The sequence below is a fragment of the Rhodoluna sp. genome (assembly GCF_044232805.1).
Lineage (GTDB): Bacteria > Actinomycetota > Actinomycetes > Actinomycetales > Microbacteriaceae > Rhodoluna.
Genome location: NZ_JBIILG010000001.1, coordinates 1 through 19,616, shown reverse-complemented (window position 1 = coordinate 19,616; position 19,616 = coordinate 1). Strand labels below are relative to the sequence as shown.

Annotated in this window: 20 protein-coding genes; 10 read left to right on the top strand and 10 right to left on the bottom strand. The window is 46.7% G+C overall.

Features of this window, described 5'->3' with window-relative positions:
• The first annotated feature begins 98 nt into the window (after positions 1–98).
• The gene (locus tag AC9UES_RS00100; RefSeq protein WP_509525396.1) at positions 99–896 is read left to right on the top strand and encodes an aldolase/citrate lyase family protein; all 798 of its coding nucleotides are present in this window, start codon (positions 99–101) and stop codon (positions 894–896) included.
• A 4-nt stretch (positions 897–900) separates the two neighbouring features.
• Here AC9UES_RS00100 and AC9UES_RS00095 read toward each other — a convergent pair whose 3' ends face one another.
• On the bottom strand, positions 901–1,815 hold the full coding sequence (locus AC9UES_RS00095; RefSeq protein ID WP_509525394.1) for an NAD-dependent epimerase/dehydratase family protein: 915 nt from the start codon (positions 1,813–1,815) through the stop codon (positions 901–903).
• A gap of 469 nt (positions 1,816–2,284) precedes the next feature.
• Here AC9UES_RS00095 and AC9UES_RS00090 point away from each other — a divergent pair, with 469 nt between their 5' ends.
• Together AC9UES_RS00090 and AC9UES_RS00085 are read left to right on the top strand one after the other, a co-directional pair.
• On the top strand, positions 2,285–2,728 hold the full coding sequence (locus AC9UES_RS00090; protein ID WP_509525392.1) for a hypothetical protein: 444 nt from the start codon (positions 2,285–2,287) through the stop codon (positions 2,726–2,728).
• Entirely contained in the window at positions 2,718–3,638 is a 921-nt protein-coding gene (locus tag AC9UES_RS00085) for a glycosyltransferase family 2 protein (protein WP_509525389.1), read from the top strand. The genes AC9UES_RS00090 and AC9UES_RS00085 overlap by 11 nt, the downstream gene beginning before the upstream one ends.
• 46 nt (positions 3,639–3,684) lie before the next feature.
• On the opposite strand, the gene AC9UES_RS00080 is transcribed toward AC9UES_RS00085, so the two are convergent.
• Positions 3,685–4,470 (bottom strand): glycosyltransferase family 2 protein, encoded by a 786-nt coding sequence (locus AC9UES_RS00080; RefSeq protein WP_509525387.1) that lies wholly within the window; start codon positions 4,468–4,470, stop codon positions 3,685–3,687.
• A 74-nt stretch (positions 4,471–4,544) separates the two neighbouring features.
• Between AC9UES_RS00080 and AC9UES_RS00075 the strand changes: the two genes are divergently transcribed.
• Positions 4,545–4,718, top strand: coding sequence for a hypothetical protein (locus AC9UES_RS00075; RefSeq protein ID WP_509525385.1), 174 nt, complete (start codon positions 4,545–4,547; stop codon positions 4,716–4,718).
• A gap of 354 nt (positions 4,719–5,072) precedes the next feature.
• Positions 5,073–5,618, top strand: coding sequence for a class I SAM-dependent methyltransferase (locus AC9UES_RS00070; protein ID WP_509525382.1), 546 nt, complete (start codon positions 5,073–5,075; stop codon positions 5,616–5,618).
• Between the two features lie 507 nt (positions 5,619–6,125).
• Here the strand turns inward: AC9UES_RS00070 and AC9UES_RS00065 are convergent.
• The 4 genes from AC9UES_RS00065 to AC9UES_RS00050 all read right to left on the bottom strand — a co-directional run bounded on the left by AC9UES_RS00065 (position 6,126) and on the right by AC9UES_RS00050 (position 9,740).
• The gene (locus AC9UES_RS00065) at positions 6,126–7,040 is read right to left on the bottom strand and encodes a DUF6492 family protein (protein ID WP_509525380.1); all 915 of its coding nucleotides are present in this window, start codon (positions 7,038–7,040) and stop codon (positions 6,126–6,128) included.
• A gap of 152 nt (positions 7,041–7,192) precedes the next feature.
• The gene (locus AC9UES_RS00060) at positions 7,193–7,489 is read right to left on the bottom strand and encodes a DUF3240 family protein (RefSeq protein ID WP_509525378.1); all 297 of its coding nucleotides are present in this window, start codon (positions 7,487–7,489) and stop codon (positions 7,193–7,195) included.
• The gene (locus AC9UES_RS00055) at positions 7,489–8,460 is read right to left on the bottom strand and encodes a sodium-dependent bicarbonate transport family permease (RefSeq protein ID WP_509525376.1); all 972 of its coding nucleotides are present in this window, start codon (positions 8,458–8,460) and stop codon (positions 7,489–7,491) included. Before AC9UES_RS00055 ends, AC9UES_RS00060 begins: the two co-directional genes overlap by 1 nt.
• Before the next feature lie 104 nt (positions 8,461–8,564).
• Positions 8,565–9,740, bottom strand: coding sequence for a glycosyltransferase (locus AC9UES_RS00050; RefSeq protein ID WP_509525373.1), 1,176 nt, complete (start codon positions 9,738–9,740; stop codon positions 8,565–8,567).
• A gap of 85 nt (positions 9,741–9,825) precedes the next feature.
• Here AC9UES_RS00050 and AC9UES_RS00045 point away from each other — a divergent pair, with 85 nt between their 5' ends.
• From AC9UES_RS00045 to AC9UES_RS00025, 5 genes are all read left to right on the top strand, one after another.
• Positions 9,826–10,308 carry a glutathione peroxidase gene (locus tag AC9UES_RS00045; protein ID WP_509525371.1) on the top strand — a complete coding sequence of 161 codons (483 nt, stop codon included), beginning with the start codon at positions 9,826–9,828 and terminating at the stop codon, positions 10,306–10,308.
• Positions 10,309–10,323: 15 nt separating this feature from the next.
• Positions 10,324–11,109: a crotonase/enoyl-CoA hydratase family protein gene (locus AC9UES_RS00040; RefSeq protein ID WP_509525369.1), complete on the top strand. Its 786-nt coding sequence runs from the start codon at positions 10,324–10,326 to the stop codon at positions 11,107–11,109.
• Between the two features lie 152 nt (positions 11,110–11,261).
• Positions 11,262–13,232 carry an acyl-CoA dehydrogenase family protein gene (locus tag AC9UES_RS00035; protein ID WP_509525366.1) on the top strand — a complete coding sequence of 657 codons (1,971 nt, stop codon included), beginning with the start codon at positions 11,262–11,264 and terminating at the stop codon, positions 13,230–13,232.
• The gene (locus tag AC9UES_RS00030; protein WP_509525364.1) at positions 13,232–14,422 is read left to right on the top strand and encodes a thiolase family protein; all 1,191 of its coding nucleotides are present in this window, start codon (positions 13,232–13,234) and stop codon (positions 14,420–14,422) included. The genes AC9UES_RS00035 and AC9UES_RS00030 overlap by 1 nt, the downstream gene beginning before the upstream one ends.
• Positions 14,422–16,545 (top strand): 3-hydroxyacyl-CoA dehydrogenase NAD-binding domain-containing protein, encoded by a 2,124-nt coding sequence (locus AC9UES_RS00025; RefSeq protein WP_509525362.1) that lies wholly within the window; start codon positions 14,422–14,424, stop codon positions 16,543–16,545. The genes AC9UES_RS00030 and AC9UES_RS00025 overlap by 1 nt, the downstream gene beginning before the upstream one ends.
• On the opposite strand, the gene AC9UES_RS00020 is transcribed toward AC9UES_RS00025, so the two are convergent.
• From AC9UES_RS00020 to AC9UES_RS00005, 4 genes are all read right to left on the bottom strand, one after another.
• Positions 16,542–17,741: an NAD(P)/FAD-dependent oxidoreductase gene (locus AC9UES_RS00020; RefSeq protein ID WP_509525359.1), complete on the bottom strand. Its 1,200-nt coding sequence runs from the start codon at positions 17,739–17,741 to the stop codon at positions 16,542–16,544. The genes AC9UES_RS00025 and AC9UES_RS00020 overlap by 4 nt on opposite strands.
• A 1-nt stretch (position 17,742) precedes the next feature.
• Positions 17,743–17,934 (bottom strand): ferredoxin, encoded by a 192-nt coding sequence (locus AC9UES_RS00015; protein WP_509522940.1) that lies wholly within the window; start codon positions 17,932–17,934, stop codon positions 17,743–17,745.
• On the bottom strand, positions 17,931–18,809 hold the full coding sequence (locus tag AC9UES_RS00010; protein ID WP_509525356.1) for a fumarylacetoacetate hydrolase family protein: 879 nt from the start codon (positions 18,807–18,809) through the stop codon (positions 17,931–17,933). Before AC9UES_RS00010 ends, AC9UES_RS00015 begins: the two co-directional genes overlap by 4 nt.
• Positions 18,802–19,616, bottom strand: an 815-nt coding sequence (locus AC9UES_RS00005) for a DODA-type extradiol aromatic ring-opening family dioxygenase (RefSeq protein WP_509525354.1), incomplete at its 5' end; no start/stop codon positions are given. The genes AC9UES_RS00010 and AC9UES_RS00005, both read right to left, overlap by 8 nt.

Genomic DNA, 19,616 nt, shown 5'->3' with positions numbered 1-19,616 from the left:
ACTCGACTCGCAACCACAACCCCCCCTCACTAGAAGTAGGATAATTAGGCAAGCCATTACGATTAAAAACTAATTCTTTGATCCTTTAGGGGGCATAGGTGAACAAAACCGAGAAGAAAATGCGGGACATTCTCACGCGTGGGCGAGAAGAATTCGGTGTGGTGAGTGTTAAAGCTGAATTTGAAGCAGAAGGAACACGTATTGATGAGCTTCTTAGGCTCGTTGACATCTCAAGATCTGCAGGTCTTCCCCTTACGGTAAAGATTGGAGGGTGCGAAGCCATCCGAGATCTTTTGGAATCGAAACAAATTGGGGTTAGGTACATCGTCGCACCCATGGTTGAAACGGCCTACGCGCTAAGTAAATATTCGGCAGCCACGAACCTCATCTATACAGAAGAAGAGCGGGAAGACACAGATTTTCTCTTTAACTTAGAGACAATAACCGGTTTTGAGAACCTGTCTGGAATGGTCGAGGAGGCCTCCAGGCCTAACTCCGTAAATGGAATGGTTTTTGGCCGAGTAGATTTTGCTGGCTCCCTTGGTCTAACCAGAGATTCAATAAACACCGATGAGGTAACGAACTACGTCTTAACGGCAGCTAAGGCAGCCAAGGACGCGAAGCTTGATTTCGTAATGGGCGGAGCAATCTCTAGCGACTCCCTGCATGTCATTCGAGAAGTAGCAGCCGTCCATTTGACTAGGTTTGAGACAAGAAAAGTTGTTTTCGGTGGGGACGCAACAACAATTGACAACATTGAACAAGGTCTTGTGAATGCAGTCCACTTTGAGATGCTTTGGTTGTTGAACAAGCGAGACTACTATGCACGAATCACCGCTGAGGATGCCAAGCGAATTGAAATGCTTGAAGCCCGTTGGAAGTTGCTGAACGACTAAATCTTTAGAACGCAACCCTTGCAATTTGCTCTCTAGTGGAATCTTCGCTTAGTAATTTAACGCCAACGAGGTTCTCCCAATCGCTATTGTCCGAGTGATAGTCGTCTGAAGGAAGCCCTGGATCAATTTGGCGATGTATTTTAGCATTTGGATTAACAAGCTCAACAACTAGTTTGGCGAGGTCCCCAATTTCAATCAAATCTCCCCCTGTGTCAAAAACAGTCTGACTTCCACGACCAAGTGGCATTAGGGCTAACGCTAGAACATCCTCGACAGAACAATACCTTCTACAAACAAGATGCTTCGCCTTGATTTCGATTAGACCCAACTTGGCCTGAGCGATCAAATCAGTAAATGCGAAAGCTTGTGGCTTTGTGCAATAAGAACCAGTAACGCTCCAAACCCTTGCAACTGATATATCGGATTGAAGATTCTCGGCAATATCGGATATCTTGCTCTCGTAAATGCGTTTCTGAGCAGCATATGGGTTTTCCTCTAGGGAAAAAGAAGTGTGACCCGCCAGGTGCATAGTTGCACCACTTGAGAACCCAATGTATTTTCTGACCGAAGGCAGGGCAGCTATGACCAGAGACTGATCTATGAGTTTTTGATTTGTCTCGATGTAGGTTTTGTGTCCAAGGATTGGGAGTCTTTCCCTAGTTACAAACGCGGTATCGATGACAACCGTAGGTTTGAAGGCCGATATAACATCGAGATCCTGGGCATGGACAGCCTGGCTTTGTCCATCAATTTCTACCTGTTGATCTTTGGATCCAGTAGCTAGTAGATCTAGCCCAGCTTCCCTAGTCATTGCGACTGCGGTGCGACCAAACCAGCCGCCAGCACCCGTCACGAGGACCCGGTCATCAGATCTCAAATTCCCCAGGAACAGCTCAAGTGACTCGGCCCGAATAGTCATTCCTAAAATCTACCCTTCATTGGTCACATATGTTCATGCGGTGAGCTAAGGCGCGGTGCGGGAACCCGAATTATGAAACAGACAACTTTCAATCAATCATTTGGACTATTTCGAGTCGACAAACTCGGTCTAAGTCCAAATACCCACATGCTGTCCCTTAGTCTAAAATACTAAAAGTAACAAATAGAGAACAGTAATAGTAATAAACCTTGGGGGGGTTGGGGGTTTGATTGTTGGCCGTGGGTTACTGGGCGAATCACTTAATAAACTAAGACATAAGGATGTTCTGTTTTTTGCCTCGGGGGTTTCAAATTCAAAGCAACAAAACGGACCCGAATTCGAACGCGAAACAAATTTGCTGATTAGGACTCTTGAGGGGACAGAGAAAAGACATTTCTACTATTTTTCAACCTGCAGCATCTTTGACACTAGCTTGGCTGAGTCTCCCTACATTGCGCATAAGAAACAAATGGAGAAAATAGTTCTTTCAAAGCCAGCTGGTCGAGTGATTCGTCTGCCGAACGTAGTCGGCCCAGCTGGCAATCCAGCCAATCTTGTGAACTATCTAAAGTACTCAATCAAGCGGGCAAACCCAATTAAGATTCAACGCGACGCAACCCGGTACCTTTTAGGTGTGGATGAAATGAATTTGCTACTTCAAGACGTAGTAGACAATGCAGGGGAACAAAAAGTCCTATCTTTGGTACCTCCAATAAACATCAAAGTTACAAGGATTGTCTCCATCATCGAATCAATTTTGGGTACACAAGCCAATTTAGATCTGGTAGAAGGCGGAACGCCATATGAAGTTGATTTTAGTGACACTAAGTATCACGCTTCGAGACTAGGCTTCGATTTTGGGCAACTGTATTATGAAAACACGTTAGAAAAGTGGTGCAAGCTTGAAGACTAAAATCTCCATCGTAATTCCAGTTTATGCGAGTGAGGCAATTCTTCCTGATTTGGTTGGAAGCGTTGACCAGGTTATGTCAGAAAAAAACTATGATTACGAACTAATTTTGGTTTGTGACGCCTCGCCAGACAAGAGTTGGAACGCAATAAAGCGACTCAAAAGTGAATACCCAACAATCAAGGGAATTCTCCTTCGTAACAACTCTGGCCAGCACAATGCTGTACTTGCCGGCTTAGCAGAGGCAAAGAATTCGATAGTGGTAACTATGGATGACGATCTCCAGCATGACCCTGGGGACATAACAAAATTAATTGAAGCTTTGGCCCCTGAAACCGATGTAGTTTATGGTGCTTTTAGGAATCGAAATCATCCAATTTGGAAAAAGGCGGGCAGTAAATTCAATAACAGGGTGGCAACCTTTGTCTTGGGAAAACCTCAGGAGCTCTACCTTTCACCGTTCAGGGTGATTCGAAAGGAGATAGTTCTTGAGTTGCTTAAATTCAAGGGTCCTTTTGTTTACATCGATGGTTTGATTCTTGCTATGACAAACAGCATCAAATCTGTCGAAGTTGCTCATTACTCACGAAAAACAGGCAAGTCACACTATGGTTTTTCTAAATCTATAAAACTTTGGCTAGAGATGACTACCACAACATCAATTAGGCCAATCAGGATGATGACACTTTTGGGAGGCGCTATCTCGTTAGTGAGCATTTTTGCAGGCGTTTTCCTTATCTTTCAAAGACTGTTCCTAGAAGTCTTCCCGGCTGGATGGGCATCAGTAATGGTTACTGTCTTACTATTCTCCGGTGTCCAACTTCTTTCGCTTGGACTTGTTGGAGAGTACCTAGGTAAGACCGCTATGGCAGTTAACGGCCTCCCTCAATCACTGGAGAAAGAAAGAACTTAAGAGAGCCATTTACAGAGAGTTTTACTCACTTCCAGCTCTAAGGCTGTTAAGTATCCGTGCTTTTGAAACTAGGCACGATTCCGCTACTGAGGATGTTTCCCGCAAGGTAAGTGATTAGCATTATTGGAATCTCCCACAAGAAAGATAAAACTCTCAGTAATGGCAACAGATTCGAGACCCTCACAGCACTGGCCTCCTTTACAGAGTCCCACCTGCGGCTATAGGTCAGGGAAGTGGCGTGCCATCTGTGGCTAGAAAGAATCTGGTCAACAAAGACGGCTTTTCCAAGCTTGGAGAGCTTTAGGAACAAGTCAAAATCGAAGGCGAACGCGAATTTGTCTGACAGCCCACCTACTCTCTCGAAGGCATCCCTTCTAAACACAGCACTTGGTTGGGGAATAAGTTGTGGACCAAATCTAAGTAGGGGAACTGCCCAGCTACCACTTCGCTTCACTAGAACATCATTTCCTTCAGAATCGATGTATTGGCAGTGGCCAAAAACAAAAACGGGCTTTTCGGGCCTAGTAAGAGCACTCACTGCAACACCCAGTGACCCTGGCGAAAGAAGATCGTCATCACCTATCCAAGTGATGTATTCGATGTTTTCTGGAAGCGTTCTAAATCCTTGGTTGATCTTTTTGGGTACCGATTTCTCAAGCTCGTCAATGTAAAGATCTACCAAACCAGAATTTTGGTATGAGGTAGCATCAAATCCCTTTCGACCTACAAGCACGATGTAGCTGTTACCAGCTTCGCGGATTGATTTTAGGGTGATGTCTAAGTACTGGGGGCGCTCGCCAATAGTTGGAACAACAACTCCCACAGCAGGCATTTCACCATGATAGCACCGCCGATAAATTGCCTCCTTTGGGAGGCGTGCTTACAGGAAATGGCTATTATTTGAAAATGAGAAACAAGTTGATACTTCTTGGCTACCTAGCCCTGTTCTTCGGCTTAGTTTCTGTCTATGACGTTTATAAAGACAATGTTTATCTTGTTGCTCTTGTTGCCGTAATTCTCACCTTCGCAGGCTTAGTAGCCTGGCTGTGGTCAGCCCAGACTGGAAAAGATAGAAACTAACTGCAAAAGAGCTCAATAGCTGTATCGTCAGATCTATGGGAAGGAGAGAGCACATGAATCTAGATGGATGCAACTGCGGCGATGGCTGCGAGTGCAAGAAAAACGACTAAGAAAATACGCACCAGAATGTTGGGGAGCCGCTCGAGTGCCTCCAACAGCTTAGGACCCCATGACATCTTGGAGAAAAACATGAAACTATTAATGGTATCTATCGTAAAGAGACTTTTCGCGGGTCTCAAATTTTTTCGAAGTAAACGGAAAAGTAATATGGAAATCTTTTCGAAAATCTACACACAAAAGACGTGGGGTACTTCCGAATCAGATCACCTCCCGTTTAACTCGGGAGGAGGATCCGTGGAAGTAGAAGTCATAGATCCCTACATAATCGCCGTGAAGAAATTTGTGGAACTCTTACCTAATCGAATCACAGCCGTAGACTTGGGGTGTGGCGATTTTCGAGTGGGCTCCAGGCTCGTAAATTTCTTTGAGAGGTACATTGCTTGTGACGTTGTTGAGGACGTACTTGAATTTAATCGGGGTCACTATCGTGACCTTCCAGTAGAATTTAGACAGCTAGACCTAACTATTGATCCGATACCCCTAGGTGACTTGCTCCTTGTGAGGCAAGTGCTTCAACACTTATCGAACGAGGACATCTCTAGGTTTCTCAGTCGCATCCCCAAGGAATTCAGCTATCTTTTCGTAACGGAACACCTGCCCAAACAACCGAATTTCAAGGCAAACCTAGATCAGGAAACCGGTCCAGGTACCCGCTTATCGATTAACTCGGGCGTTGTTCTTACAGAAAAACCATTTAACCTAATTGTGCAACATCAAGAGACTCTGCTTTCCTTGCCGTCAGACGGTGGCTTGATTGTCACAACGGTTTACAAGATGTAAAAAAGATACAAAATGCTCATTGGAAAAAGTCGCATAATGTTTTGGCTAAACGGACAGAGTATGCAACCAGGGCCCAGAAGGTTTGGTGGTTCTAGCACATCCAGGCGCTCTTCCAGCGTCGCACCAACTTGTAAAAATGAGGTTTTGATATCTTTCAGGAATTCTTAAAGATCCAATAGACCACTACCCCTCCACAATTTGACCCTTGCCCAAGTGCCAAGTCGTATTGAAGACCATCTACATTTATCTTGGAAGCTGCTATTGCGTCGATGTTTATAGTTCCAATGATCCGCTTTTGAGACGGCTGCTAGATTCACTATTTCTACGTCGGCTCTCTCCCTATAAAGCTTCAACACATGCTTGAAATAAAACGGTATAAGTTCCACTAAATTCGCCGAATAACACTTGGGACTTTGAACGTTTTCCGGAGGTGGTCATTAAGAATTCGTTAATTTGCAAAAAATTGAACGGCTGAAGTCCGTTATGTAAGTCAAAGATTCCTGGAACTTAGTTATCCAGTGATCTCATGTTCCGAAGAATTCTTCGAGACAGTTGAAGGATAGGTGAGACTAAACTTACAACTACCATCCAAATTTTGTTGACACTCTCGTCAGCCACCATGTAACCGTATTTTGGTTGCGCCCACTCCTCTACAGCTATGAAGTCAAATTTAGGAGACTTAGGGCTCCTTCGCTTTAGGTGACGTGAGATTTGGCTCGCAACACCATAGGACCATGCACCACTTTGCCTTTCACCCACCCCAGTTTCTTCAAAAAATGAAACGAAAGTGCCTAATACTTCATATTCGCTGAATCCACTGATTTCATCAAAGTCGATTGATTCAATGACGGCTTCCCACCAGTTTTTGGAGTGTCGCCTCTCAATATAATCAAAAAAAGCTATTATTTGACTTCCAAGAATTGGAAAGTTCTGAGTGATATGTGATTCCGGCTGCGCCTTGTCAAGCCCAAGAAGCCTGTCGATATTTTCAAAATACGGCAGGTGGTAGTCCGTTCCCGAATAGTAACGGCAGGAGCCAGTTTCACTGAAGAAATTGATTTCGCGCAATGGCACTGTGTCCGCGTCCCAAATGACGACTCTTTCACAGTTACTGGCGGTCCTTAAGGCTGCAAGTTTTATCAGCTGCTGAAGATACCAACCCCTTCGGGCTGGGAGGGCCCTTCCTTGACACTCATATAATTTATGCTCAAACTCAAAAGTGAAAATAGACTCAGGAAAGACCTGGATTACATCAGGGGTCGAAGCTCGAAAAACATCAACTTCATCGTCGGGGACGATTAGCCAATATTCTTTAGATGCAATTCGTCTATGAAGTTGCTCCGCGGTAAGTTTCCAAGTCTCTAGGTCTTTAATTGCGGCCACAGAAATCAACACATCTGCTACTCCTTTGTCATCAGGCATTCTTTCCCTCACTCAACATCAGTTGCAGATTGCAAAAACTATTTTGAATTGCTACGGCCAGAAGCGACCGGAGTCCAGTCCACTCCTACATTACATCGTCAGCAATTTGGGGATCAGGGACAATATAAACGAATAGATCATCTGACTACCAGTTAGTAGCGCTCATGGCGCAACACCTCTACATCCGCTACCCAAACGCTAACTGCGTAGTTTGGGAAGTAGTCGGATTGCAATCTTTCAATGATTTTTTCTAGTGTGACCTGCTCGGTCACAACCTCGATGCGAATGTTCCCACCCTCTAGATCACCATTTCTTTGGTTTCTTGGTCCTGTGCCATGGGCGTCGGTCACTGTGTAACCCTTAGCCCCAAGAGCCAGCAGGTCCTTGATCAACCTCGACTCAAGCGCTCCCTCGCAGACAACCGTCAGCAACTTTCTTTTGGAAAACATTAAATACCCAAACCTTCCACAAATTGACCAATTGCAAACATGATTGGAATTCCAAAAATCAAATTGAACGGGAAAGTAATTGCCAGTGATGCTGTCAGGTAAACACCTGGACTGGCTTCCGGCAAAGCAAGCCTCACCGCAGCAGGGGCTGCGATATACGAAGCCGAGGCTGCAAGAACTCCCAAGATCACACTTCCACCGAGACTCAAGCCGGTTAGTTCACCAACCAAGACTCCAAGGGAACCAGAAAGAATCGGGAATCCGACACTAAAGACAACCAATCCAAAACCAGCTTTTTTAACATCAGGAAGTCTTCTTCCCGCAACGATACCCATTTCAAGTAAGAACAATGCAAGAACACCGGTGAAGAGACCACCGAAGAGAGGCTCAATTCTTTCGTAACCACTGGCACCGGTTGCATAACCCAAGACCAAACCGCCAGCTAGCAAAACAATTGATTTAGAGGTAACAATTTCTCTTAGGGATTCTCCCCAGTTCAAACCTCTGTTTAGGCCTTTGGATGCTAGAAGTAAACCAACAACTATTCCTGGAACCTCAAGGATTGCCAGCAGCGTTGTTACGTAGCCTTCGTAAGAAATGTTTTGTGATTCGACAAAAATCAAGGCAGCCGAGAAGGTAACCAACGAGGTAGATCCATAGTGCGCGGCAAGAGCACCCTTATTTATTGTGTCTAGCTTGGTAAGTGTTCCTAAAACAATGAACGCAAGAAGTGGAATGACAATTCCTAGAGCTAGTGTTCCCAGGATTGGCAGCCAAACCTCAGCTAGGTTTGCCTCAGATAGAGCAACACCACCTTTGATACCGATACCTAGTAGCAGGTATATAGATAGTCCTTGATAGACCGCTTCTGGTAGTCGAAGATCAGACTTAATTGCTACTGCCAAAAGTCCTAGAACGAAAGCCAAAACAGGCGCAGAAGTTGCGTTAGTTAGAGCTGCCTCTAGAAACATCGTTTTCTACCTCAACAAACTAAACCGCTATTGCTATTTGAATTAGTTTACTTAGCGGCCCAGCGAACCGGACCCCCATTGGTGGCTTTGCAACAAAGAGGAAACTATCTGGCCTGCTTTTGCGCAATAAGTTGCTTGTATGTCTCAATCATTTTGTTAGTAAGAGCGCCCTGCAGTAACCAGGTTGGGTCCTCCAATAGCTCCCTCTTGTTGCTTCCCTCGGAGACATCTTCAGCGGCCTTTTTGATCGTCTTTGACAAGCTCTTGATGGTTCCCGACTTATCAAGCCAGTAAGTTTTCTTTGGAAGCTCTCCTGCAATCTTTGAGTCACACAGCAAAACCGGTGTTCCAACTGCCAGTGATTCATACACAGTCAAACCTTGGGTTTCGAAACCAATGCTGGTTTGCATAACCACATCAGCGTTGGCAAAGATTTGTAAAAGCTCGTTGTGTGGGACGCGGCCTCTAAAAGTGACCCTCTTAGAAATAAGCCTTGCCCGAACCAAGTTCTTGGCTACTTTTTCCAGTGGACCAAAACCATAAATGGTTAGGTGGGCCTTGACCTTGGATCTGGCAAAAGCTTCGATGGTTTGAATAAGTCTTTTTTCAGGCTGCATCCTTGCAGCCCAGACGAAGCTAATTGGTTTGTTTGGAACAGGGACAATTCTTTTGATTTGTTGTATCTCATCGTCATCAACACCTGTGAAGCTAGCTTCAACATTGGTTGCAGCTCCTTTTTCTTCCAACAAAGCGGCGTAGTGTCTCGAAGGAGCCATAACTAGATCTGCTTGCGGCAGGATAAAGCTCACATAATCAAAGGCGTTAATAACCCTTGGCCGCTTGTTGATTTTTAGAAAATGACCGTATTGCCAAGTGAAGAACTTCAAAAACATGATCTTCATGGGTTTTCCAATGAGCTTGTTGGCCATCACGTCAAGGTTGGTGTGTTCAGTATGGACAAGAGGCAGGTCGAATCTTTTGGCTAAGGCAGCTCCCAGGCTGGCTGCTGCGAAGTCGCCCTGAACGTGGACGATGTCGAAACTTCTTTCTTTGTAAACCTCTTCGCAGAACCTAGCTGCTTTTCTAAGCGACCAGACGATGGCGTACTCTCTGCCAAGAGGTGAGTAGTTAGAGGGAAGAACCTTTATGTTTTCGTCTACACGGGCTTTTTTTGTCTTGGGAGCAAAAATGGTTACCTGAACTCCAGCGCGGTTTAGGTATTTAGCCTGCAGCATCACTGAGGTTTGAACCCCACCTAGAGAGTGGGGGTGCTGATCCATAAACAAGGCGACGTGCAAGAGAACCTTTTCTAGTGAGCTTCATTGGGCTAGATAAATCTACCCGCTTCGGTCGTAGAATTTAGACATGAGCATTCAAGAAACCGAACTCACCATGATAGATGGCACCGTCGCTAGCTTTTCCCAATTCGCTGGAAAAGTAGTCCTAGTTGTCAACGTGGCTTCCAGGTGTGGCCTGGCCCCTCAATACGAAGCTCTGGAAGCGCTGCAACAAAAATATGGGAGCCGTGGCTTCACGGTTCTTGGGATGCCTTCCAATCAGTTTTTGCAGGAACTAAAGAAGTCAGAAGACATAGCAGAGTACTGCTCAACAACCTGGGGCGTTAGTTTTCCAATGACCGAGAAGGTAAAGGTAAACGGAAAAGACAGGCACCCGCTTTACAAAGAGCTAGTTAAGACCGAAGATCAGTCCGGTAAGGCAGGACCAGTTGCTTGGAACTTCGAAAAGTTCTTAATTCTTCCAAACGGCCAAGTTCACCGCTTTAGACCAACAGTTAAACCAGATGCTCCTGACATCGTTTCGTTGATCGAAGCCAACCTTCCAAACTAATTCACTTAGGTATAAATGAACGCAACTTCAAAAGTGACTGTTGAGCAAAAAGGTCACGTACTTCTTATCGGGTTGAACCGCCCCGAAAAACTAAACGCCGCGGACATGGAAATGCTCCAAGAGCTTGCTCTGGCTTACGGCAAATTAGATTCAGATCCAGAACTTAGAGTCGGACTAGTTTTTGCACACGGTGATCACTTCACTGCTGGATTGGATCTTGCAGATGTTGCACCAAAACTAAACGCCGATGGTTTGGCTATGGTTCCAGAAGGTGGACTAGACCCCTGGGGAATTCAATCCAAGCTGGCATCAAAACCCGTTGTGATTGCAATTCAAGGAACTTGTTTCACACTCGGTGTTGAACTTGCATTGAACAGCGAAGTTGTAATTGCTGCTGAGAACGCAAAGTTTGCCCAACTAGAAGTCTCACGTGGGCTTTTGCCATTTGGCGGGGCCACCAAGAGAATGCCAAGATCAGCTGGCTGGTCTAACGCAATGAGATACCTACTTACCGGAGATTCTTTTGATGCAGCAACTGCGCTTCGTCTTGGGATTGTGAATGAAGTCGTTCCGGTTGGAACCGAAAAAGATCGTGCATTCGAGATAGCAGAAAAGATTGCTGCCCAAGCACCGCTAGCGGTGCAGGCAACTTTGGCTTCAGCTAGAGCTGCGCTATTGGATGAAGGCGCTGAAGATGCCTTTATCGGGAAGCGCCTTGCCAGGCTGGCGGCATCTAAAGACGCCAGACGGGCAATGGAGGCCTATCTTTCTAAGTCACCAGTTACTTTTGAAGGAAATTGACCTTCCAAAAAAACACCTAGTTTTTTGTAGGCTTCATACAAATATGCAATCCTTGGATTTACTGGGGTTGTAGCTAGTTACAGACTTATCTGACCCGCAAATTCAATGATTTCCTCGGTGCTTACAATCAAAGCAACACGAAGGAGTGTGCGATGCAAAGCGAAATACTGCCAAAGGTAGACACCACCATTGTTGGGGACATGCTGGGGGGGAAGTGGAAAGACATTCGTCTCCACACCCGTCGAATTTGCGAGCAGCCCGAAATGTGGCAAATCCCAGGACTTACCCATCACGAGCATCGTGAGCGCGTCTTTGGCCAACTAAAGATCTTGGTGGAAAACGGTTCCACCAAATATGGCTTCCCTGCCATCGCAGGTGGCAGTGCCGATCCAGGTGGGTCACTAACAGTCTTTGAAGAACTGATTTTTGCCGACCCTTCACTGCAGATCAAATACGGAGTCCAGTGGGGACTATTCGGCGCAGCGATTCTATATCTCGGAACAGATTCTCACCACGCAGAGCTACTTCCTTCGGTGGTCACTTTAGAAACGCCCGGTTCATTTGCAATGACTGAAACTGGTCACGGTTCCGATGTTGCAAACATCGGAACAACCGCTATCTATGACGAGGCAACACAAGAGTTTGTAATTCACACACCTTCTCGTCACGCTTGGAAGGATTACATCGGTAACGCTGCAATTCACGCTAAGGCAGCTGTAGTTTTTGCGCAGCTGATTTCCAAAGGCGAAAACCATGGCGTACACGCTTTCTATGTTCCTCTTCGAGACAACAGTGGAAACTTCTTAGCAGGTGTTGGCGGGGACGACGATGGAGTAAAGGGCGGTCTAAATGGTGTTGATAACGGAAGACTTCACTTCACCAATGTTCGCATTCCTAGAAAGTGGCTACTAAACCGCTACGGAAACGTTGCAGAGGATGGAACATACTCATCTCCTATTGAATCCAAGGGAAGAAGATTCTTCACCATGCTCGGAACCCTAGTTCAGGGAAGAGTCTCAATCACTGGCGGTGTTACCAACGCTCAGAAGGTTGCGCTAACAATTGCTATACGTTATGCCCACGAAAGAACTCAGTTCCCAACTCACGACGGAACAGAACACGTTCTAATGGACTACGGTCGCCACCAAAGAAGGTTGCTTCCAGCCCTTGCAAGAACCTACGCTCAAGCATTCGCACATCTGGATCTTCTAGAACAGTTTGACGAGGTCTTCAGCGGTCGTAACGATACTGATTCCACCAGACAGGATCTAGAAACTGTTGCTGCAGCATCTAAGGCTCTTTCAACCTGGAATGCGCTGGACATCATTCAGGTTTGCCGCGAGGCAACCGGTGGTCAAGGTTTCATGGCCGAGCACCGCATGGTTGGTTTGCGAGCAGACCTGGATGTCTATGCAACATTTGAAGGTGACAACAACGTGTTGTTGCAGCTTGTTGCAAAGAGATTATTGAGCGACTACTCCAAAGCATTTGCTTCACCTGATTTTGGAACACTGGCTCAGTATGTTGTTGAGCAAGTTGGTGAGGTTGCAATCAACCGAGGCGGTCTTCGCGGAATTGCTCAGAAGTTCACCGACTTTGGTTCAACTGCTAGATCAATTGGTTTTGTTCGAGAGGAAGAGCACCAGCACCAGCTGCTAACTGATCGCGTTCACACCATGATCGCAAAGCTTGCTAATGAACTACGTCACTCTGGAAAGAAGGATCCTGTTGAATCAGAGCGGTTGTTCAACCGTCACCAAAATGATTTGATCATGGCCGCTAAGGCTCACGGTGAACTAATTCAGTGGGAAGCGTTCACTTCTGCTCTAAACAAGATTCAGGACCCTCAAACCAAGAAGGTTTTGACTTGGCTGAGAGACCTATTTGGCTTCACCTTGCTAGAAGAAAATCTGTCTTGGTACATGATCAACGGAAGACTGAGCTCTCACCGCGCTGAGGCAATCACCGACTACATTGACGGCAGACTGCTTGGAAGGCTAAAGCCTCACTCCCTAGACTTAGTTGACTGCTTCGGTTTGACTGAGGGTCTAATAAGAAGTGACCTGGCCTTTGGAGCAGAAGCTAGAAGACGCGAATCACTAAAGAAAGAAGCGACCAAATAATGCAGAACACCTACTTCGTTGATGGAGTCCGCACGCCATTCGGTAAGGCCGGAGAAAAGGGTGTTTATTGGAACACTCGTGCAGATGACTTAGTAGTAAAAGCCATGATTGGTTTGCTAGATAGAAACCCGTCTGTTCCTAAAGACGCCATCGATGATGTTGCAATTGCAGCTACCACACAGGTCGGCGACCAGGGACTTACCATTGGTCGCACTGCCGCCATCTTGGCAGGACTGCCAAACTCCGTTCCAGGCTTTGCTATCGACCGGATGTGTGCTGGGGCGATGACAGCTGTGACCATGACCGGTTCCGCTATCGGTATTGGCGCCTACGACGTAGTTCTTGCAGGCGGTGTTGAGCACATGGGTAGACACCCGATGGGCTTTGACGCTGATCCAAACCCACGCTTTGTTGCAGAGAAACTTGTAAACCCAGATGCCCTAAACATGGGTAACACCGCTGAGAAAATTCACGACCGGTTTCCAGTGCTAACCAAAGAACGTGCCGATGCATATGCAGTTCAAAGCCAGAAGAGAGCTGCTGCTGCTTACGAAAACAATTACATCCAGCAGGACCTAGTTTCCGTTTCGGCTACCACCCCGGAGGGCCTAAGGGTTGTAGACAGAGATGAACTTCTTCGCCCAGACTCAACCGTCGAGGGGATGAAAGATCTAAAGACACCATTTCGAGCAAATGGAAAAGTAACCGCAGGAAACGCTTCTCCGTTGACTGATGGTGCGACCATCTCTTTATTGGCTGGAGATCAGGCAGTAAAACAGTACGGACTAAAGCCACGGATGAAGATGGTGACATTTGCTTTTGCAGGTGTTGAGCCAGAGATCATGGGAATAGGACCAATCCCAGCAACCGAGAAAGCCTTGAAAAAAGCTGGCCTAACAATTAGCGATATTGGAATATTCGAAATAAACGAGGCTTTTGCTGTTCAGGTTCTTTCTTTCTTGGAGCACTTCAAGATTGCTGATGACGATGCAAGAGTCAATGCGTGGGGTGGAGCAATTGCTTTTGGTCACCCGCTGGCATCAAGCGGAGTTCGCCTAATGAATCAGCTATCTCGCCAGTTTGAGATGCGACCAGATGTTCGCTATGGAATTACAACAATGTGCATTGGTCTTGGCATGGGCGGAACCGTTATCTGGGAGAACGAGAATTACGACGGAAAGAAAAACTAATGAAACTCGATCACTTCTCAGAGCTGTGGTCAAAAACTGATGAGGTAATAACCCACTCGTACGTTCAAGATGTAAAACTACCTTCTGGAAAAATTCTTGTACTAATCACTCTTGATAACAACAAAGATCACACCCGGCCATCAACCCTTGGCCCACTAACACTCAAAGAGTTCTCCGAAACCATCGAGCTTCAAGAGCAGCGTGCCAAGAACGGCGAGATTCAAGGTCTTGCCGTAACCGGCAAACCATACTTCTTAGCGGCCGGAGCAGACCTCTCCAAAGTGGGTTCGATTCCTTCTACCCACGCTGGAAGATTGGTTGTTGAACTGGGACATTTTGCACTTGGCAAACTTGGAAGCTTCCCAGTTCCCACATTTGTGTTTATAAACGGTCTGGCTCTTGGTGGTGGGTTAGAGATTGCTCTAAACGCTAACTACCGAACTGTTAACTCCGCAGCTCCTGCAATTGCCCTGCCTGAAGTTTTTCTTGGGCTGCTTCCTGGTTGGGGAGGGGCGTACTTGCTTCCAAATCTGATTGGAATCAGAAATGCGCTCAAAGTTGTTATTGAAAATCCTTTGAAGCAAAACCGCATGCTGAGTCCGAAAGATGCTCTAAAGCTTGGAATTGCAGATGTCATGTTTGACCCTCAGAGGTTTATTGAAGACTCAGTGGTTTGGGCGGACAAGGTTCTTTCTGGAAAGAAAGTCTCTCGCCCAAACAAGCCAGGTCTTTTCGAACGCTTAGTTATCTGGGGACCGGCTGTTTCAATCGCCAGAAAAATGGTAAGGCAAAACATCGGCTCCGTTCCACTTGCTCCCTACGCTGCCCTGGATCTTTTGGATAAGGCAAAGTTCAGCTCCAAAGAGCAGGGCTTTGCACGCGAGGATGAAGAACTAGAAAAACTGATTGCTTCGGATCAGTTCCGTGCGAGTATCTATGCCTTTAACCTGGTTCAAAAGCACGCGAAGAACCCTCAGGGTGCACCAGATCCAAAGCTTGCAATCAAGGTGCAAAAAGTCGGTGTTGTTGGGGCCGGTCTGATGGCTAGCCAGTTCGCACTTCTATTCCTGAGAAGACTTCAGGTGCCGGTAGTAATCACCGATGTTTCTCAAGATCGTGTTGACAAAGGTCTTGCTTACTGCCGTGCAGAACTAGACAAGCTAGTTGAAAAGGGCCGGCTGTCTGTTGACGACCGCAATCGATACAGCGCAAATCTAAGTGGAACGCTAGATCTGAATGACTTTGCGAACTGCGACTGGGTTATTGAAGCAGTCTTTGAAGAGCTCAAGGTTAAACACGATGTATTTACACGAGTGGAAGCTGTGGTTCGCCCAGATGCCATTTTGGCTACCAACACCTCTTCTTTGTCGGTCGATGAAATCGGGAAGGTCCTCAAACACCCTGAGCGTCTAGTTGGTTTCCACTTCTTCAACCCAGTAGCGGTCATGCCACTACTTGAGGTTGTGAAGGCAGCAAAGAGCAACGATGTCTCGGTTGCAACCGCGATGCGGGTTGCCAAGGATCTAAAGAAGACCGCGGTCATTACTTCCGACAGCACCGGTTTCGTGGTGAACAGATTACTTGGATATCTTCTTGGCGAAGCCATGAAGGCTGTTGACGAAGGAATTCCGTTCGAAGAGGTAGCCGACGCAATTGCACCTCTTGGATTGCCGATGAACCCATTCGATCTTCTCGAGCTTGTTGGCCTTCAGGTTGGAGCGCACGTTCTGGATTCGATGTATGGCTTCGCACCAGAGCGTTTTTACAAAACCAACTCGCTGCATCAGCTAGCCAAGCTAGGCCGCATTAGAACCAAGGACGCGAAGGGCAACAAGACTGGCTATGACCCAGAGGCCATCAAAATTGTTTCTGGCGGAACAAGAACTAGAACTAAAGACCAAATCTTTGATGACCTAATTGTTGGACTCACTAAAGAAATCAAGCTCATGCTTGATGAGAAGGTAGTTTCCAGTGCTGAGGATATTGATTTGTGCATGATCATGGGTGCCGCCTGGCCATTCCACCTTGGTGGAATCACACCTTACCTAGATCGAATTGGTGCTTCTCAGAAAGTCTTTGGAGCTACTTTTCACAACCCACCAATTAGGGGAGTTCGTAGCTAGATTTCAAATTTAGTTCTATAGCTTTGAACTAAAGGCCTCATGCCTATTCCACAAACCCCCACCAGCTCTCCTTGGCGGTAGTACTCGAATACACAGTCACCAGAAATCTCCCCCGCAACTAGCTTGCTGTCATCAGCGAGATACGTCATACCGAAGGAGAGGATATTCATTTCGTACTGATCAGACCAGAAGGATGGGAGTGGGGCAAATGTTTTGGCAACAACCTCGTCGAGACTGCCACCTTCATGATCAGCGACAATTACCTCGGCTGCACGTTTAGCAGTCTCACTGGGAAGATTCCAGTGCTCGACACGTCTAGGTATTTGATCAAATAACGCGTTTGGGTACCTTGCAACGTCGCCAATTGCAAAAACATTTGGTAACGCGTTTCCTGACTCATCGATAGCTCGCATCGTCGAATCCACCAATACACCATCAGTGATATCGATTCCAGAACCACTAAGCCATTCAGTATTTGGAAGAGATCCAATAGCAACAACTAATACATCAGCGTCGTAAATGACTCCAGAATCCAAAATTACTCGCTCTAAAGCACCGTCGCCTATAAGCCCAAACACTGAAGCTCCGCTGACGAACTTCACGCCTTTTTCGATGTGACGCTTCTTTACTTCAGAAGAAAGTGTTTTTCCAAGGGCGTGCTCAATCGGTTCGTGGTACCTGGAAACCACTCTTACCTCGCAACCCTTCTTTATTGCTGTTGCGGCCACCTCACATCCAATAAATCCTGAGCCCAGTATCAGAACCCTGGCACCTGCAAAAAGGGATCCTCGAAGGCTAATTGCATCATCTATTGTTCTTAGGACGTGAACACCCGAAATACCATTTGAATCAACTGGTAGTGGTTTTGGCCGAAGACCTGTAGCGATTACTAAATATGAATAGGGATGTTTTGTGCCAGACAGATCTGTTACAACCTGAGCTTTGGTGTCCACACTCGAAACAGCAGTTTGAAGTACCCAGTCAACATCGGAAATCGAATCCTTAAGAGGGAATAGAACCTCGTCAATTCCGGTGTCAGAAGATAGCAAATCTTTCGAAAGCGGCGGACGGTTATAGGGAAGATGGGGTTCATCACCAATTATCTTTATCGGCCCGAGGTACTTATTTCGCCGCAGCGCTTCAGCGCACCTTAGACCAGCTAAAGATGCACCGACAATTACTAGGGGTGCGCTCAATTTACGAAACGATGCGAATGGCCTGCATTGGGCAAATGTCTACAGCGGCTTCTACGTTGTCGAGTTCAGAATCTTCTACCTCAGCAACATACTCCAGCTTGTCTTCTTCATTGAGCCTAAAAACCTTTGGAGCCTCAAAAACACACTGTCCGTAGTGTTGGCATTTGGTCATATCAACTTCAACTTTGATCATTTCTTCTCCTCGATTCTTGAAGGGTAAAGGTCTTTGGATGGAGTTCTAATGCCGCGGAATTCCCAGTCGCCACCCATAGCGGTTGAAATAACCTCTTCGCTCTCAGTTGGCTGGGCTCCGACATCAGATCTAATTGGGGATGGACCGTGAACGATTGTATTGCTGAGTCGACCAAGTCCTTCGACTTCAACATCAACTACATCGCCTGGTTTGACCGGGCGGGAGTTTGCTGGTGTCCCCGAGAAGATCATGTCTCCAGGAACCAAAGTTATTGTTCTTGCAAGATCGGCAACCAAATAGTTCATGTCCCATTCCATGTTCTTGGTGTTGTCTTCTTGCTTTAGTTCGCCGTTGACATAGGTTCGAATGTATTTGTTTCGGAAATCCCAATCGGTGACCAAACCGGGTCCAACAGGAGCAAGGGTGTCTGCTCCCTTTACGCGAAGCATTGATCCGGCGTCTGTGTCTCTAAAGTCATGAAGACCGTAGTCGTTGCCAACTGAGTATCCAGCAATGTATTGACCGGCATCATCGGGTGAGATGTTCTTGCAAGTTTTTCCTATGATGATCACAATCTCACCCTCATAGTTCAACCACTTGCAGCGCTCAGGCCTTACGACGTGACCGTTATGGGAATTCAAAGCGGTAATTGGTTTATGAAAGTAAGTCGGGGCATCCGGTAGCTTGGTCATGAACTCGTCGCTTCGAGATCGGTAATTTAGGTGCACCGCAAGAATCTTGGTTGGTTCAGATGGCGCCAAGTGAATCGCTTCAGCGATCTTTACTCTGCGGCCATCGGCAGCCGCAAGCTCCTCGCCTTCGCGAATTACTTGAACGGCTGCCCCCTCGAGCAGAATCCTTCTATATTCAGTCACGGGATAGAACCAGGTCCTTAGGTCTCGGGAAACCGCCTTCAGGCTCAGGGAAGTAAACGTGCACCTGTCCTGTGCCAATTGAGTTTTCGTACTCGGAGTACATAACGCCCTTGGCGGTGTTATCGCCCTCACCTGTTGCACCAGCCATAGTCAACCAGTGGCTGAAGTTTGCCTCAGGTTTGAACTTCTTGAAATCATCCATGGTGTCCAAGATTCGGGCGTGGTCGCCCTGCTTCATCCATTCAATACGCTCAAGATCGGCAAGACGCGCACCTTCCGAATAGATATGACTAGGGTCGGATGACTCGTGCTTACGAAGCTCACGAAGTTTGTAGAAAGTGTGGGATAGCGCACCGGAAGCTAACAGCAAAACCTTGCGATCGGTATCGCGAATTGCTTCCCCAAGTGCCCGACCGGCACGCAGGAAATCTTCAGCTGTTGCGGTCTGGCATACAGAAATAGAAACCCACTTCTTGTCGAGACCTCGGCCCAGGTAGTGCCACAAGTTTACGGTTGCGTAAAAAATTGGAAGATGTGGATCACTAATTGGTGTAATCCAGGTTCCGTTCTTTTCATCGTATTTCGCAGCGGCCATAGCAAGTTCTGGATCACCTTTGAATGCATAAGGAACCTGGGACATACCTCTAGGTAGCTCTTCGGAAGTGAATAAACCAGAGCGTTCCGCTTGAGCTGTTATAACAAATTCAACAGTGGTGGCCCAGTGACTGTCTAAGACAACCACTGTGTCGTAATCCAAGGTCTCCATTACTTCTTTGCGAAATTTCTTTAGACCTGGCACCAAGCTAA

Bases quoted from the DNA above. Each gene is read 5' to 3' on its own strand.
- AC9UES_RS00060 (WP_509525378.1), bottom strand. From the start codon at position 7,489: ATGTTTTCCAAAAGAAAGTTGCTGACGGTTGTCTGCGAGGGAGCGCTT.
- AC9UES_RS00065 (WP_509525380.1), bottom strand. From the start codon at position 7,040: ATGCCTGATGACAAAGGAGTAGCAGATGTGTTGATTTCTGTGGCCGCA.
- AC9UES_RS00045 (WP_509525371.1), top strand. From the start codon at position 9,826: ATGAGCATTCAAGAAACCGAACTCACCATGATAGATGGCACCGTCGCT.
- AC9UES_RS00080 (WP_509525387.1), bottom strand. From the start codon at position 4,470: ATGCCTGCTGTGGGAGTTGTTGTTCCAACTATTGGCGAGCGCCCCCAG.
- AC9UES_RS00025 (WP_509525362.1), top strand. From the start codon at position 14,422: ATGAAACTCGATCACTTCTCAGAGCTGTGGTCAAAAACTGATGAGGTA.
- AC9UES_RS00030 (WP_509525364.1), top strand. From the start codon at position 13,232: ATGCAGAACACCTACTTCGTTGATGGAGTCCGCACGCCATTCGGTAAG.
- AC9UES_RS00095 (WP_509525394.1), bottom strand. From the start codon at position 1,815: ATGACTATTCGGGCCGAGTCACTTGAGCTGTTCCTGGGGAATTTGAGA.
- AC9UES_RS00050 (WP_509525373.1), bottom strand. From the start codon at position 9,740: ATGGATCAGCACCCCCACTCTCTAGGTGGGGTTCAAACCTCAGTGATG.
- AC9UES_RS00055 (WP_509525376.1), bottom strand. From the start codon at position 8,460: ATGTTTCTAGAGGCAGCTCTAACTAACGCAACTTCTGCGCCTGTTTTG.
- AC9UES_RS00040 (WP_509525369.1), top strand. From the start codon at position 10,324: ATGAACGCAACTTCAAAAGTGACTGTTGAGCAAAAAGGTCACGTACTT.
- AC9UES_RS00075 (WP_509525385.1), top strand. From the start codon at position 4,545: ATGAGAAACAAGTTGATACTTCTTGGCTACCTAGCCCTGTTCTTCGGC.
- AC9UES_RS00015 (WP_509522940.1), bottom strand. From the start codon at position 17,934: ATGATCAAAGTTGAAGTTGATATGACCAAATGCCAACACTACGGACAG.
- AC9UES_RS00035 (WP_509525366.1), top strand. From the start codon at position 11,262: ATGCAAAGCGAAATACTGCCAAAGGTAGACACCACCATTGTTGGGGAC.
- AC9UES_RS00090 (WP_509525392.1), top strand. From the start codon at position 2,285: ATGGAGAAAATAGTTCTTTCAAAGCCAGCTGGTCGAGTGATTCGTCTG.